The sequence below is a fragment of the Variovorax pasteuri genome (genome assembly GCF_051216435.1).
Classification (GTDB): Bacteria; Pseudomonadota; Gammaproteobacteria; order Burkholderiales; family Burkholderiaceae_C; genus Variovorax.
The window spans coordinates 101273-114660 of record NZ_JBPJZS010000007.1; the positions used below are offsets into that span (position 1 = coordinate 101273).

Sequence of the window (13388 nt, forward strand, 5' to 3'; positions counted from 1 at the left end):
GGGGTTCAGGTTGAGAAATCGAAGGGAGCCGTCGGCTCAGTGCCGCGGCAACGGCCAGCCCGTGCCCAGCATCGGGTCGTAGATGTCGTCGCGCCGGTCGCGCAGCACGTCGTTGAACGCGTTCAGGTGGCGAGCCCGGCGCGAGGCCTTGAGGTTGATGCGGGCATAGAGAATTTCCTCGGCGTCGTGCGAGGCGGGCCCGGCCAGCGGCCACCCCTGCGCACCCACGATGAGGCTCTGCCCGACGAAAGGCTGGCCCCGCTCGGTGCCGACCCGGTTCGCGCAAACGATGTTCAGTCCGTTGCTGTGGGCATTGGCCATGGCCAGCGTGGTCGCCATGGCCGGCCGGTCCGCCGGCTGCTCGGGCATGGGCACCCAGTTGGTGGGCATGCAGACGATGTCGACACCCTGCATCGCGAGCAGGCGGTACGTCTCGGGGAACCATCCGTCGTAGCAGATCAACACGCCCAGTCGGCCCAGCTCGGTGTGGAACACCGGCAGCCCCTTGTCGCCGGACTCGAAGAACAGGTGCTCGTCGCCCCAGAGGTGCAGCTTTCGGTAGGTGCCGAGCCAGCCATTGGGGCCCAGCACCGCGGCGGCGTTGTACAGGCGGTCGCCCGCGCGTTCGGCGATGCCTGCAACCACGTGGACCTTGCACCGCTGCGCCGCCTCGGCCCAGGCCTGCGTGCTGGGCCCGTCGGGCACGGGCTCGGCCAGCGAGAAGGCCTCGGCGCGGCTCGCGAACACATAGCCGCTGCTGGCCAGTTCGGGCAGTACGACGATCGACGCACCTTGTGCCGCCGCTTCTTCGATCAGCCGCACCGACCGCTCGACGTTCGCCGCCGTGTGCCCGACGCGCGGCGCCATCTGCACGCTCGCCACGATCAAGTCCGGGAATGCCGGGCTCGCTGAAAGTCCATCCTCTGTTGCCATCTGAGCTCCAAAACGCAAAAAAGCCCTCGACCCCGCTTGCGCGTTGTTCGAGGGCTTTCATAGCCGGTATGTGAAGCAGCAATGTTGCTGCCCGCCGCACTCAAGGCCGAGTGCTGACGTGAGGCCGGAGAATAGGAGAAGGTTTCGGGCGTGTCAAACGGAATTTTCCGCGGGCCGTCGGGACCTTGTTCGGGGCTCTATTCGATGAAGCGCCGCAACCCTTCGAGGTCGATCACGGTGATCCCCCCGTACTCGATGCGAAGAAAACCCGCTTCCTTCAGCCGGTTCAGCGCCGCATTGCAGCGCTGTCGCGACACGCCCGACAGGTTGGCGATCTCCTCCTGCGAAGTCTGCAGATGCGGCTCGCTCCCCGGGTGCAGCCACGGGTGGAACAGCCCGGCCAGCGCGCGCGCCACCTGGCTGTCGGCGTCGAGCAGGCGGTGAGCCGCGTAGCTGCCCATGAACCAGTGCAGCCGCTCGTTGATCTGCTGCAGCAGAAAGTGATCGAAGCCGCGCTGCGTGCGGTGCAGCCACTCGAAGGTTTCCAGCGGCAGTTGCGCCACGCGGCTGGTCCGCAGCGCGATGATGTCGGCCGAGCGCGGCAGCGCGCGCAGCAGCGTGCCCTCGCCGAACCAGCTGCCCACCGACAGGCCGCCCAGCGTCACCGCGCGCCCGTCGCTCGAGGTGATCGACCACTTGAGCAGACCCTCGAGCGTGCCGTACCAGTGCGCCGGCGTGTCGCCGCGCCGGCACAGCGCGGCACCGGCGGCCACTTCGACCTCGCGCATCTCGTCGAGCACGCGCTCGCCCGCGCTCACGTCGAGCAGCGGGAACCAGGCCGAGCCTTGCAGCAGCTGCGGGATGGTCAGCGATGCCGCCTTGATGGCCGGCTTCGTGGTGGGCATGAAATGAAAGCTCCTGCGCAGACGGACTGCGCCTCGTAAACCCTGATCCCAAATGTCATCGCAATGACTGCCCGGGCGACGGCAGCCAAAAATAATAGCGCGCTTCCCACAGGAGAAACCGCATGTCCAAGCGCAAAGTGATCGTGACCATCGCCCCCACCGGCGGCATGGCGCACAAGTCGCAGAACCCCCACCTGCCCACGCAGCCCGCCGAGATTGCCGCCGACGTGCTGCGCTGCTGGAACGCCGGTGCCAGCGTGGTGGCCATCCACGCACGCCGCCCCGACGACGGCGCCACCTGCAACGCCGACGTGTACCGCGACATCAACAGCCGCATCCGCGCGGGTGGCTGCGACATCGTGCTGAACAACTCCACTGGCGGCGGCGTGCACGGCGACATGGTCAAGCCGCTGGCCGGCGACCGCTGGGAAATTGCGTGGGAAGAGCGCATCAAGGGCATGGACGCCGGCGCCGAGATGTGCACGCTGGACGCCACCACGCTCAACCTGAGCTTCGAGGGCAGGCAGATCCTGATGGACACGCCCATCACCCGCGGGCGCGAGCTGGCCGCGGGCATGAAGGCGCGCGGCATCAAGCCCGAGTGGGAGGTGTTCAGCCCCACGCACATCCTGCAGGACACGACCACGCTGATCGGCGAGGGCCACGACGACGAGCCCTACTTCATCAACCTGGTGATGAACGTGCACCGCAACTTCCAGAACGCGATGCCCTACTCGCCGCGCAACCTGCAGATGATGGTCGACACCCTGCCCAAGGGCGCCATCTTCGGCGTGAGCGGCATCGGCATGTCGCAGCTGGAGGCCAACGTGGCGGCGCTGCTGCTGGGCGGCCATGCGCGCGTGGGGCTCGAAGACAACCTGTACTTCCGCCAGGGCGAGCTGGCCACCAACGTGCAGCTCACCGAGCGCATCGTGCGCGTGATCCGCGAGCTCGACATGGAAGTGGCCACGCCGGCCGAGGCACGCCAGATGATGGGGCTGCCGCGCGTGGGCGGTCCGCGGCCCGAGTTCGCGCTGGGTTGAAGCCAGGCACCAGAGACGACAAGAACAACGAACCGAGACAAGACACATGAACATTCCGCGCACCGCGCTGGCCCGAGCACTCCCACTCGCGCTCGCGCTCGCACTCGGCACCGCATTCGCATCGGGTGCATCGGCCCAGGTGTCCGACGACACCATCCGCATCGGCTTCATCAGCGATATGTCGGGCCTGTACCGCGACTACGACGGCCCGGCCGGTGCCGAGGCCGTCCGCATGGCCATCGCCGACATGGGCGGCGCCATCGGCGGCAAGAAGATCGAGCTGGTCACGGCCGACCACCAGAACAAGCCCGACATCGCCGCGGCCAAGGCGCGCGAGTGGTTCGACGTGCAGAAGGTCGACATGCTGATCGGCGGCGTGAACTCGGGCGCGGCCATTGCCATGGCGGGCGTGGCGGCCGACAAGAAGAAGCCGTACTTCGTGGTGGGCTCGGGCGCATCGAGCCTCACCAACGAATACTGCTCGCCCTACACGGTGCACTACGCCTACGACACCGTGGCCATGGCGCGCGGCACCGCCAGCGCGGTGGTCAAGGCCGGCGGCAAGAGCTGGTACTTCGTGGCGGCCGACTACGCCTTCGGCGCGGCGCTGCAGGCGGACGCGGCCAAGGTGATCCAGGCCAACGGCGGCACGGTGGCCGGGTCGGTGAAGCACCCGCTGGGCGCGAGCGACTTCTCGTCGTTCATGCTGCAGGCGCAGAACTCCAAGGCGCAGGTGCTGGCGCTGGCCAACGCGGGCGGCGACACGGTGAACGCCATCAAGTCGGCGGCGGAGTTCGGCATCAGCAAGAACATGAAACTCGCCGGCATGATCATCACCATCAACGACGTGCATGCGCTGGGCCTGAAGAACTCGCAGGGCATGTACCTCACCGACAGCTGGTACTGGAACCAGAGCCCCGAGTCGCGCGAGTGGGCGCGCCGCTTCTTCGACAAGCAAAAGCGCATGCCCTCCTCGTTCCACGCCGGCGACTACTCGGCCGCGCTGCAGTACCTGCAGGCCGTGAAGACCGCGGGCAGCGACGACGCCGACAAGGTGATGGCGCAGTTGCGCAAGACGAAGTTCAATGACATGTTCGTCAAGGGCGGCTGGCTGCGCGACGACGGGCTGATGGTGCACGACATGCACCTGATGCAGGTGAAGACCCCGGCCGAGTCGAAGGAGCCGTGGGACTACTACAAGGTGGTCGAGCCGATTCGCGGCGAGGCCGCATGGACGACGAAGGCGGAGAGCCGCTGCACGCGGTGGAAATCATGATCAACAACAACGAAGTGAAGCGCGTGGCGGTGGTCGGCACCGGCGTGATCGGTGCAAGCTGGGCGGCGTACTTCCTGGCGCACGGCCTGGACGTGAACGCGACCGACCCGTCGCCGGGTGCGGAAGAACGCCTGCGCGCGGCGGTGGCGCAGCACTGGCCGACGCTCGCGCGCTTCGGCTTGTCCGAGGGTGCCTCGGTCGACCGCCTGCGCTTTCACGACAGCCTGGAAGACGCCGTCTCCGTGGCCGACTTCGTGCAGGAGAACGGCCCCGAGCGCATGGACTTCAAGATCGACCTGTTCCGCCGCATGGACGCGGCCGCGCCGCACCACACCATCCTCGCGTCGAGTTCGTCGGGCCTGGCCATCAGCGGCGTGCAGTCGGGCTGCGCGCATCCGCAGCGCGTGGTGCTGGGGCACCCGTTCAACCCGCCGCACCTGATTCCGCTGGTGGAAGTGATCGGCGGCGAGCAGACCTCGGCCGAGGCCATCGAACGCACGATGGCCTTCTACGCGGCCATCGGCAAGCGGCCGATCCACGTGAAGCGCGAGGTCAAGGGCCACATTGCGAACCGGCTGCAGGCGGCGCTGTGGCGCGAAGCCTTCCACCTCGTGAACGAAGGCGTGGCCAGCGTGGCCGACATCGACACCGCCATCGCGCACGGCCCCGGCCTGCGCTGGGCGGTGATGGGGCCTTTCATGAACCTGCATCTGTCGGGCGGCGCGGGCGGCATCGAACATGTGCTCGCGCACCTGGGCGGCCCGATCGAGGACTGGTGGAAGGACCTGGGCGCGCCGTCGATGACGGCGGAGCTGAAGCAGAAGGTGGCAGAAGGCGTGGCCGAGGAACTGGGCACGCGCCGCACGGCCGACCTCGAAGCCGCCCGCGACACCCTGCTGTTGAACCTGATTCGCGCGAAGGCCGATACCGGCACACTCGACTGACATGACCGACTTCCTTCTGGACGAAAGCCTGATCGCCCCGCCCCGCACGGTGCGCATCGACTTCGACGACGGCTCCTTCGCGCTGCGCTCGCCGATGGCGCTGAAGCCCTATGCGCGCTGCATCGGCGAATGGATCGAACGCTGGGCGCGCGAGACGCCCGATGCCTTGGCGTTTGCCGAGCGCGACGACACCGGCGAAGGCTGGCGCAAGCTCGATTACCGGGCGCTGCGCGAAGCGGTGGGCGCGGTGGCGCAGGCGCTGCTCGACATGAACCTGCCGCCGGGCCAACCGGTCGTGATCCTCTCGGACAACGCGATCGACCACGCGGTGCTGATGCTCGCGGCCATGCACATCGGGCGCACCGCGTGCTCGCTCTCGAGCGCCTATTCGCGCATGGCCAAGGACCCGTCGCGGCTGCACGGCATGCTGCAGGCGCTGAAGCCGGGGTTGATCTACGCCTCCGACGCCAAGGTCTACGGCGGCTCGCTCGCGGGCTGCGGCGTGGAAGCGGTGACGGTGTTCAGCCGCAACGCCGACGCGCATCCGGGTGCGATGGCGTTCGACCGGCTGCTGGCGGCCAGGGAAACGCCCGCGGTGATGCAAGCCTTCGGGCACGTGCTGCCCGACACCCACGCCAAGTACCTGCTGACCTCCGGCTCCACCGGCAAGCCCAAGGTGGTGATCAACACGCACCGCATGCTGTGCGCCAACCAGCAGATGATGGCGCAGACCTGGCGCTTTCTCGCGCAGGAGAAGCCGGTGCTGGTCGACTGGCTGCCCTGGAGCCACACCTTCGGCGCCAACCACAACCTGCACATGGTGCTGTGCCACGGCGGCGCGCTCTACATCGACGAAGGCCGGCCCGCGCCGGGCCTGATCGAGAAGACCGTGCGCAACCTGCGCGAGGTGAAGCCCACGCTGCTGTTCAACGTGCCGCGCGGCTTCGACATGCTGCTGCCCTTTCTGGAAGCCGACGACGCGCTGGCCACCGAGGTGTTCTCGCGCCTGCGGCTGGCCTTCTATGCGGCGGCGGCGCTCGCGCCCTCCACCTGGCAACGGCTCGAGGCCGTGGCGCAGCGCGTGCGACCCGCGCGCCCGCTGTGGCTCACCACCTCGTGGGGCGCCACCGAGACCTCGCCCGCCATCACCTCCGCGCACTGGAAGCTCGACGGCGCCGGCTGCATCGGCGCGCCGCTGCCCGGGCTGGAGCTGAAGTTCGTGCCCAACGGCGAGAAGCTGGAAATGCGCGTGAAGGGCGTCTCGGTGTTCCCGGGCTACCGCGACGCCCCGCGCGAAACGGCCGAGGCCTTCGACGAAGAGGGCTACTACCGCATCGGCGACGCCGGCTTCCTCGCGAACCCGGGCGAGCCCGCGCACGGCGTGATCTTCAATGGCCGCGTGGCGGAAGACTTCAAGCTCTCCAGCGGCACCTGGGTGTCGGTGGGCACGCTGCGCGTGAAGCTGGTGTCGCTGCTGGCGCCGCATGTGCAGGACGTGGTGCTCACCGGGCACGACCGCGACGAAATCGGCATGCTGGTGTTTCCCGGTCCGCAGGCGGCGTCGCTGTCGCCCGAGGCGCTGGGCGAGCGCATCGCCGGCGTGCTGCGCGCCTTGCGGGACGAAGGCGCGGGCTCCTCGCAGTGCCCCACCTGCGCGCTGGTGCTGGAAGAGCCGCCGAACCTCGATGCGGGCGAGATCACCGACAAGGGCTACATCAACCAGCGCGCGGTGCTGAACCGGCGCGCGGCCGAGGTCACGCGGCTGCATGCCGCCGCGCGCGACGACCTGCAGGTGGTGCGCCTGCGCGGCTGAGCCTGACCGCGCATCACCGCTGCTCGAACAGGTCCAGCAGCGTGTTCTTCAGCCATTGGTGCAAGGCAGACGTCTCGTGCCGCTGGTGCCAGAACAGCTCGATGATGCGCGGCGGCGCCTCCAGCGGCACGGGCACCTTGCGCAGGCCTGCCAGGCGCGGCGGCTCGAAACGCGCGGACCACGGCAGCACCGCGATCAGGTCGGAGCGGCGCACCACCTCGTAGGCGGCGCCGTAGTGGTTCACGGTCGAGACCAGGTTGCGCTGCAGGCCGCGGCTGCGCAGGAACAGGTCGTAGGTGGGCGAGGTCTTGCCGACCAGGCTCACGTCGACATGACGCGCCGCGAGAAATTTCTTCAGCGGAATCTTCTCCAGGCGCGCCAGCGGATGCCCGGTGCGCATGAAGCACACGAAGTCGGGCGACCACAGCGCGCGCGACTTTAAAAACGCCGGCCGCTGCACCTCCTCGTTGTAGACGCTGATCGCGAAGTCGGCCTTGTTGTCGGCCAGCACCTTGCCGAAATCGACCAGCGTGTTGGGAATGGCATGGATCTGCATCGACGGCGCGACCTTGCTGAGCGTGCTGGCCAGCCGGGGCACCACGATGCTCGACACGTAGTCGGACATGGCGATGCTCAGGCTGGCGGTGCTGCGCAGGGCGTCGAAGCGCTCGACGTCCAGCGTGCCGCGAATGGCGTGCAGCGACTGCGACAGCGGCTCCCACAGGTCGATGGCGCGCCGCGTCGGATTGACGCCCGCACCGCTGCGCACGAACAGCGGATCGTCGAAGGTCTCGCGCAGCCGGCGCAGCGCATTGCTGACCGTCGGCTGGGTCAGCGACAGCTTGCGCGCGGCGCGCGTGACGTTGCCCTCGGTCATGAGGGCCTCGAACACCTTCAGCAGGTTGAGGTCAGCAGTGCGGTAGGTCATTCACGGGCTCTATAAACACAATCACACGTATAAATTTGCCGTTATATCCCTCCGATCCTACGATTTGGCGCTTCTGCATCGTTTCGTCGTATCACCCGAGCTGAGGGATTCCCATGACCATGCTGTCGGCCCGCATCGAGCGCCTGCCCTTCTCCGGCTTCCACCGCCGGCTGCTTCTGATGGGAGGACTGGGCTACACCTTCGATGCGATGGACGCGGCCGTCATCGCCTTCGTGCTGCCGGTGCTGCGCACGGCCTGGGGACTGAGCAGCGTGCAGATCGGCGTGCTGGCCAGCGCGAACTTCATCGGCTTCTTCTTCGGCGCACTGGCCGCCGGCTCCTTCGGCGACCTGATCGGGCGGCGCAAGGTGATGATGTCGGCGCTGGCGATCTACTGCGTGGCGTCGCTGTTCAGCGGCATGGTCAACGAGTGGACGATCTTCCTCGGGCTGCGCATCGTGGCCGGTTTCGGCGCCGGCGCCGAGAGCGCGATCATCGCGCCCTACCTGTCGGAGTTCGTGGCGCGCCGCTACCGGGGCACCTTCACGGGCGCGCTGGCCGGCTTCTTCTCCTTCGGCTTCGTGGCCGCGGCCTTGCTGGGCTACTTCATCGTGCCGGCGTTCGCCGAGGGCTGGCGCATCGTCATCTTCATCACGGCCACGCCCGTGGTGCTGCTGCTGTGGTGGCGCCGGGCGCTGCCGGAGTCGCCGCGCTGGCTCGAAAGCCAGGGCCGCCTGGCCGAGGCGCAATCGATCATGGATGCAATGGAGTCCGACCACGTGCGCCGAGGCCATGCGCTGCCCGCGCTCAACGCCGAAGACGTGGCCGCGCCCCCGCCCAGCACCAGCCGGGGCAGCCTGCTGAAGAACTACGCCACGCTGCTGTCGCAAAAGCTCATCCGCATCAGCACCATGACCTGGCTGATGTGGCTGTCGATCACCTTCAGCTACTACTCGTTCTTCACGTGGATCCCGAGCCTGCTGATCCAGAACGGCATGACGATCACCAAGAGCTTCGGCTATTCGCTGGTGATGTACATCGCGCAGATTCCGGGCTACTTCTCGGCCGCGTGGTTCAACGAACGCATCGGCCGCCAGGCCACCATCGTGAGCTACATGCTGCTCGGCGGGCTGTCGGCCCTGGGCCTGGCCTTCACCCACAGCGACGCGCAGATCATGGTGGCCGGCGTGCTGCTGTCCTTCTTCATGAACGGCACCTATGCGGGCGTGTACGCCTACACGCCCGAGGTGTTCCCGACCCAGGTGCGCGCCACCGGCTCCGGCCTGGCGTCGGCCATCGGGCGCATCGGCGGCATCACCTCGCCCATCCTGGTCGGCCTGATCTACCCGACGCTGGGCTTCGCCGGCGTGTTCGGCATGACGACCGGGGTGCTGCTGCTGGGCGCGGCGGCCGTCACGTTCATGGGCATCCCCACACGCGGCCGCTCGCTCGAGGACATTGCCGCGGCCGAACTTTCCTGAACACATCCGACATTCATGCAACCCACTTCCTTCGACACCTCACTCTCGGCCGTGGCACGCGCCCATGCCGATACGCAACAGCCGCAGGCCACCTTCGACGCGATCAATGCGGCGCTGGCGGCCACCATCGGCCACCGGCTCTTCACCGTGCTGGTCCATCACCCTGCGCAGCGCGAGTCCGAGCGCATCTACACCAACATGCGCGAGGCCTACCCGGTGGGCGGGCGCAAGCCGGTCACCGATTCGCCATGGATGCAGCAGGTGATGCAGCGCGGCTTGCCCTACATCGGGCGCAATGCCGACGACCTGCGCGAGGTGTTCTACGACCACGCGCTCATCGACTCGCTGGGCTGCCGCAGCGTGCTGAACATTCCGCTGCGCTGGCAAGGCGAAACGCTGGGCACGCTCAACCTGCTGCATGAAGAAAACTGGTACGGCACGCAGCACATCGAACCCGCGCGCGTGTTCGCGCAACTGGCGGTGCCGGCCGTGATGGCGCTGCAAGCCAAGGAGGCCGTGGCATGACGAACACCGTACTTTTCAAGAACGCCCACCTGCTCGATCCGCAGCACCACGAGCTGCTGGAGGGCCGCGACATCCTGGTCGAAGAAGGCGTGGTGCGCGAAGTTTCCGACAAGCCGCTGCACAGCAAGACCGCACGCGTGATCGACGTGAAGGGCAAGACGGTGATGCCCGGCCTCATCGACCTGCACGTGCATGTGATCGCGGTGGAGCTCAACCTCGCGCGCCAGGTGCACATGCCCAACGTGCTGATCACGCTGCGCAGCGTGCCCATGCTGCGCGGCATGCTGCGCCGGGGCTTCACCACGGTGCGCGATGCGGGCGGCGCGGGGTTCGCGTTCAAGCAGGCGGTCGATTCAGGGCTCGCGCAGGGGCCGCGCCTGTTCGTCGCCGGCCGTGCGCTGAGCCAGACCGGCGGGCACGGCGACATGCGCGCGCGCACCGACTTCCTCGACCCCAACGCGCCCTGCCAAACCTGCGTGCGGGTGGGCGCACTGGCGCGCGTGGTCGACGGTGTGGACGCGGTGCGCCGGGCCGTGCGCGAAGAGCTGCAGATGGGCGCGGACCAGATCAAGATCATGGCCTCCGGCGGCGTGGCGTCGCCCACCGACCCGGTCGGAGCCTTCGGCTACAGCGAGGACGAGATCCGCGCCATCGTCGAAGAAGCCCGCGCGCGCGGCACCTACGTGATGGCCCACGCCTACACCGCCGAAGCCATCGCGCGGGCCGTGCGCTGCGGCGTGCGCACCATCGAGCACGGCAACCTGGTGGACGCGCCCACGGCCGCGCTGATGGCACAGCTGGGCGCCTACGTGGTGCCCACGCTGGTCACCTACGACGCGCTGGCCAACGAGGGCGAGAGCTTCGGCCTGCCCAAGGACAGCGTGGCCAAGGTGGCCAGCGTGCGCGAGGCCGGCCTGCGCTCGTTGGAAATCTACAAGGCGGCGGGCGTGAAGATGGGCTTCGGCTCCGACCTGCTGGGCGAATCGCAGCGGCTGCAGAGCGACGAGTTCCGCCTGCGCGCCGAGGTGCTGTCGCCGGCCGAGGCCATCGCCAGCGCCACCACCATCGGGGCCGAGGTGCTGGGCATGCCCGACCGCCTGGGGCGCCTGGTGCCCGGCGCGCTGGCCGACATCCTGGTGGTCGACGGCAATCCGCTGCGCGATGTCGCCTGCCTGCTGGGACAGGGCGAACGCATTCCGCTGGTGATGAAGGAAGGGGTGATCCAGTTCGACGAACTGGCGTGATGCATCGGCCCCCGCATTTCCCACGATGACGCTGGGAGGTGCCTCAAGTAGGCTGGCCGCGAAAGGAACGCACATGGCCTCCCACTACCTGAGCTACGACACCGAAGACACCGTCTGCACGATCACGCTGAACCGCCCGGACAAGCGCAACGCGGTGCACGGCCCCATGGCCGCGGAGCTGCGTGAAGCCTTCGAGCGCTTCGAGGCCGACGACGCACTGCGCGTGGCGGTGCTCACCGGCGCAGGCGGCCACTTCTGCGCCGGCGCCGACCTGGCCGCGGTGGGCGACCCCGCGCAACGCAACGCGCTCGACCCCGAAGGCGGCGGCAGCGGGCCGATGGGGCCGACGCGCATGGCGCTGTCCAAGCCGCTGATTGCGGCCATCAACGGCTATGCGGTGGCCGGCGGGCTCGAGCTCGCGCTGCTCGCCGACCTGCGCGTGGCCGACGACGACGCGGTGCTGGGCGTGTTCTGCCGCCGCTGGGGCGTGCCGCTGATCGACGGCGGCACGGTGCGGCTGCCGCGCATCGTGGGCATGGCGCGCGCGCTCGACATGATCCTCACGGGCCGTGCGGTCGGCGCGGCCGAAGCGCTGGCGATGGGCCTGCTCAACCGGACCACGCCGCCCGGAGGTGCACTGGCCGCCGCGCAGCAACTGGCGCGCGAGATCGCGGCGTTTCCGCAGCAATGCATGCGGGCCGATCGCGCATCGGCCTACGCGCAGTGGGACATGCCGCTGGCCGAGGCCCTGCGCAGCGAAGGCGTGCACGGCGTGCCGATCGTCTTTGCCGAAGGCGAACGCGGCGCCGCGCGCTTTGCGGGCGGCGCCGGGCGCCACGGCGATTTCGGCGATTCCGGCGTCAATCGCTGACACGCCGGCGCAGCGCGGTGCGCAGCGCCTTCGCAAAGCGCGGGTCGGCCATGGCCCCCACGTTGAAGCGCGACCAGCGCGACACCTGCGTGGAGTCGACGCTGAAGATGCGGCCCGGCGCCATCACGATCTTGCGCGGCAGCAGTTCCTTGGCGAAGGCCAGCGAATCGGCCACGCCGGGCAGCGCGGCCCACACGTAGAGCGAGTGCGGCGTGCGCGCGAACACCTCCGCATCGACCGACTCGAACAGCTTGATCGCGTTGCGCGTGGCCTCGCCCAGGCGCGTCTGCAGGCGGTTCAGGTGCCGCTGGTAGTGGCCCTCGCTCAGGATGACGTCGACCGTGCGCTCGCAATACTCCGAGCTGCTCACATGGATCAGCGCCTTCAGGTCCGCGAGGTCGCTCGCCAGGTCGGCACCGCAGGCGATGAAGCCCACGCGCAAGGCGGCCGAGAACGACTTGGAAAAACTGCCGATGTAGATGGTGCGCTCCAGCTGGTCGAGCGCGGACAGGCGCGGCAATGACGTGGGCTTGAAGTCGGCCAGCGGGTCGTTTTCCACGATCAGCAGGTCGTGCTTCTGCGCCAGCTGCAGCACGCGGAAGGCCTTGGCCGGCGACATGTCGGAGCCCGTGGGGTTGTGCGCGATCGACTGCGTGAAGAACAGGCGCGGGCGTTCCGCGATGAGCAGCCGCTCCAGCGCCTCCAGGTCGGGCCCGTCGGCCAGGCGCGGCACGGCCAGCATCTGCGCGCCCGCGAGCTTGAGCTTGCCGAACAGCGGGTAGTAGCCCGGGTCGTCCACCAGCACCTTGCCGCCGGGCGGCACGAAGTAGCGGATGACGATGTCCATCGCCTCGTTGGCGCCGTGCGTGAGCACGATCTGCCGGGGCTCCGCCCCGATGCCGAAGTCCGCCAGCTTGCGCACCAGGTGGTCGCGCAGCGGCGCATAGCCGAAGCGGCTGCCGTAGCGGAACAGCGCGCCGAGCCCCGTGCGGACCACCTTGGGGTGGTACTTGTCCAGCCGCACGTCGGCCAGCCATTCGACCGGCGGAAAGCCGTCGCCCACGGCCACGGCGTCGGGCTGCGTCTTGAGCTGCTCGCGCATGAGCCACACGATGTCCATGGCGCGGCCCAGGCTGCCGGCGTCTTCCTCCACCGGCTTGGCGGTCTGCCGCGCGAGCACGAAGTAGCCGGAGCCGCGCCGCGGCTCGACCAGCCCGCGCGACACCAGCAGCTCGAAGGCGGCGACCACGGTGTTCTTCGCATAGCCGTGCAGCTGCGCCAGCTCGCGCAGCGACGGGAGCTTGTCGCCGGCCTTGTAGGCACCGCTCGCGATCTGGCGTTCGAGGGCGTCGGCGAGCGAATCTGCAATGGTCGTCATGGGTTTCGACTGTGACACAGCGGGCCCGCACGGCGAGCCACTGTCCG

General features: G+C 68.6%; 12 protein-coding genes. 8 read left to right on the plus strand and 4 right to left on the minus strand.

Annotated elements, in window-relative coordinates; translation table 11 throughout:
- Nucleotides 1–36: 36 nt before the first annotated feature.
- Together ACSFBM_RS23615 and ACSFBM_RS23620 are read right to left on the minus strand one after the other, a co-directional pair.
- Complete coding sequence (locus ACSFBM_RS23615; protein ID WP_435486553.1) at nucleotides 37–933, minus strand: nitrilase family protein; 897 nt, start codon at nucleotides 931–933, stop codon at nucleotides 37–39.
- Between the two features lie 197 nt (nucleotides 934–1130).
- Nucleotides 1131–1838: a Crp/Fnr family transcriptional regulator gene (locus ACSFBM_RS23620; RefSeq protein ID WP_435486554.1), complete on the minus strand. Its 708-nt coding sequence runs from the start codon at nucleotides 1836–1838 to the stop codon at nucleotides 1131–1133.
- Nucleotides 1839–1960: 122 nt separating this feature from the next.
- Between ACSFBM_RS23620 and ACSFBM_RS23625 the strand changes: the two genes are divergently transcribed.
- From ACSFBM_RS23625 to ACSFBM_RS23640, 4 genes are read left to right on the plus strand one after another with little or no spacing between them, the layout of a single operon-like run.
- The gene (locus ACSFBM_RS23625) at nucleotides 1961–2881 is read left to right on the plus strand and encodes a beta-keto acid cleavage family enzyme (protein ID WP_435439888.1); all 921 of its coding nucleotides are present in this window, start codon (nucleotides 1961–1963) and stop codon (nucleotides 2879–2881) included.
- A 46-nt stretch (nucleotides 2882–2927) separates the two neighbouring features.
- Complete coding sequence (locus tag ACSFBM_RS23630; RefSeq protein ID WP_435486555.1) at nucleotides 2928–4157, plus strand: ABC transporter substrate-binding protein; 1230 nt, start codon at nucleotides 2928–2930, stop codon at nucleotides 4155–4157.
- Nucleotides 4112–5101 (plus strand): 3-hydroxyacyl-CoA dehydrogenase NAD-binding domain-containing protein, encoded by a 990-nt coding sequence (locus ACSFBM_RS23635; protein WP_435486556.1) that lies wholly within the window; start codon nucleotides 4112–4114, stop codon nucleotides 5099–5101. Before ACSFBM_RS23630 ends, ACSFBM_RS23635 begins: the two co-directional genes overlap by 46 nt.
- A 1-nt stretch (nucleotide 5102) precedes the next feature.
- Nucleotides 5103–6914, plus strand: coding sequence for a feruloyl-CoA synthase (locus tag ACSFBM_RS23640; protein ID WP_435486557.1), 1812 nt, complete (start codon nucleotides 5103–5105; stop codon nucleotides 6912–6914).
- A 13-nt stretch (nucleotides 6915–6927) separates the two neighbouring features.
- On the opposite strand, the gene ACSFBM_RS23645 is transcribed toward ACSFBM_RS23640, so the two are convergent.
- Nucleotides 6928–7842 (minus strand): LysR family transcriptional regulator, encoded by a 915-nt coding sequence (locus ACSFBM_RS23645; protein ID WP_435486558.1) that lies wholly within the window; start codon nucleotides 7840–7842, stop codon nucleotides 6928–6930.
- 113 nt (nucleotides 7843–7955) lie between these two features.
- Between ACSFBM_RS23645 and ACSFBM_RS23650 the strand changes: the two genes are divergently transcribed.
- The 4 genes from ACSFBM_RS23650 to ACSFBM_RS23665 all read left to right on the plus strand — a co-directional run bounded on the left by ACSFBM_RS23650 (nucleotide 7956) and on the right by ACSFBM_RS23665 (nucleotide 11963).
- Complete coding sequence (locus tag ACSFBM_RS23650; RefSeq protein ID WP_435486559.1) at nucleotides 7956–9323, plus strand: MFS transporter; 1368 nt, start codon at nucleotides 7956–7958, stop codon at nucleotides 9321–9323.
- Between the two features lie 15 nt (nucleotides 9324–9338).
- Nucleotides 9339–9848, plus strand: coding sequence for a GAF domain-containing protein (locus ACSFBM_RS23655; protein WP_435486560.1), 510 nt, complete (start codon nucleotides 9339–9341; stop codon nucleotides 9846–9848).
- The gene (locus ACSFBM_RS23660; protein ID WP_435486561.1) at nucleotides 9845–11092 is read left to right on the plus strand and encodes a metal-dependent hydrolase family protein; all 1248 of its coding nucleotides are present in this window, start codon (nucleotides 9845–9847) and stop codon (nucleotides 11090–11092) included. The genes ACSFBM_RS23655 and ACSFBM_RS23660 overlap by 4 nt, the downstream gene beginning before the upstream one ends.
- 73 nt (nucleotides 11093–11165) lie before the next feature.
- Nucleotides 11166–11963, plus strand: a complete 798-nt coding sequence (locus ACSFBM_RS23665) for a crotonase/enoyl-CoA hydratase family protein (RefSeq protein ID WP_435486562.1) — start codon at nucleotides 11166–11168, stop codon at nucleotides 11961–11963.
- Here the strand turns inward: ACSFBM_RS23665 and ACSFBM_RS23670 are convergent.
- Nucleotides 11953–13341: an aminotransferase-like domain-containing protein gene (locus ACSFBM_RS23670; protein ID WP_435486563.1), complete on the minus strand. Its 1389-nt coding sequence runs from the start codon at nucleotides 13339–13341 to the stop codon at nucleotides 11953–11955. The two genes, ACSFBM_RS23665 and ACSFBM_RS23670, sit on opposite strands and share 11 nt — an antisense overlap.
- Nucleotides 13342–13388: the final 47 nt, after the last annotated feature.

Coding starts and splice junctions, on each gene's coding strand:
- ACSFBM_RS23615 (WP_435486553.1), bottom strand. CDS start 933: ATGGCAACAGAGGATGGACTTTCAGCGAGCCCGGCATTCCCGGACTTG.
- ACSFBM_RS23620 (WP_435486554.1), bottom strand. CDS start 1,838: ATGCCCACCACGAAGCCGGCCATCAAGGCGGCATCGCTGACCATCCCG.
- ACSFBM_RS23625 (WP_435439888.1), top strand. CDS start 1,961: ATGTCCAAGCGCAAAGTGATCGTGACCATCGCCCCCACCGGCGGCATG.
- ACSFBM_RS23630 (WP_435486555.1), top strand. CDS start 2,928: ATGAACATTCCGCGCACCGCGCTGGCCCGAGCACTCCCACTCGCGCTC.
- ACSFBM_RS23635 (WP_435486556.1), top strand. CDS start 4,112: ATGGACGACGAAGGCGGAGAGCCGCTGCACGCGGTGGAAATCATGATC.
- ACSFBM_RS23640 (WP_435486557.1), top strand. CDS start 5,103: ATGACCGACTTCCTTCTGGACGAAAGCCTGATCGCCCCGCCCCGCACG.
- ACSFBM_RS23645 (WP_435486558.1), bottom strand. CDS start 7,842: ATGACCTACCGCACTGCTGACCTCAACCTGCTGAAGGTGTTCGAGGCC.
- ACSFBM_RS23650 (WP_435486559.1), top strand. CDS start 7,956: ATGACCATGCTGTCGGCCCGCATCGAGCGCCTGCCCTTCTCCGGCTTC.
- ACSFBM_RS23655 (WP_435486560.1), top strand. CDS start 9,339: ATGCAACCCACTTCCTTCGACACCTCACTCTCGGCCGTGGCACGCGCC.
- ACSFBM_RS23660 (WP_435486561.1), top strand. CDS start 9,845: ATGACGAACACCGTACTTTTCAAGAACGCCCACCTGCTCGATCCGCAG.
- ACSFBM_RS23665 (WP_435486562.1), top strand. CDS start 11,166: ATGGCCTCCCACTACCTGAGCTACGACACCGAAGACACCGTCTGCACG.
- ACSFBM_RS23670 (WP_435486563.1), bottom strand. CDS start 13,341: ATGACGACCATTGCAGATTCGCTCGCCGACGCCCTCGAACGCCAGATC.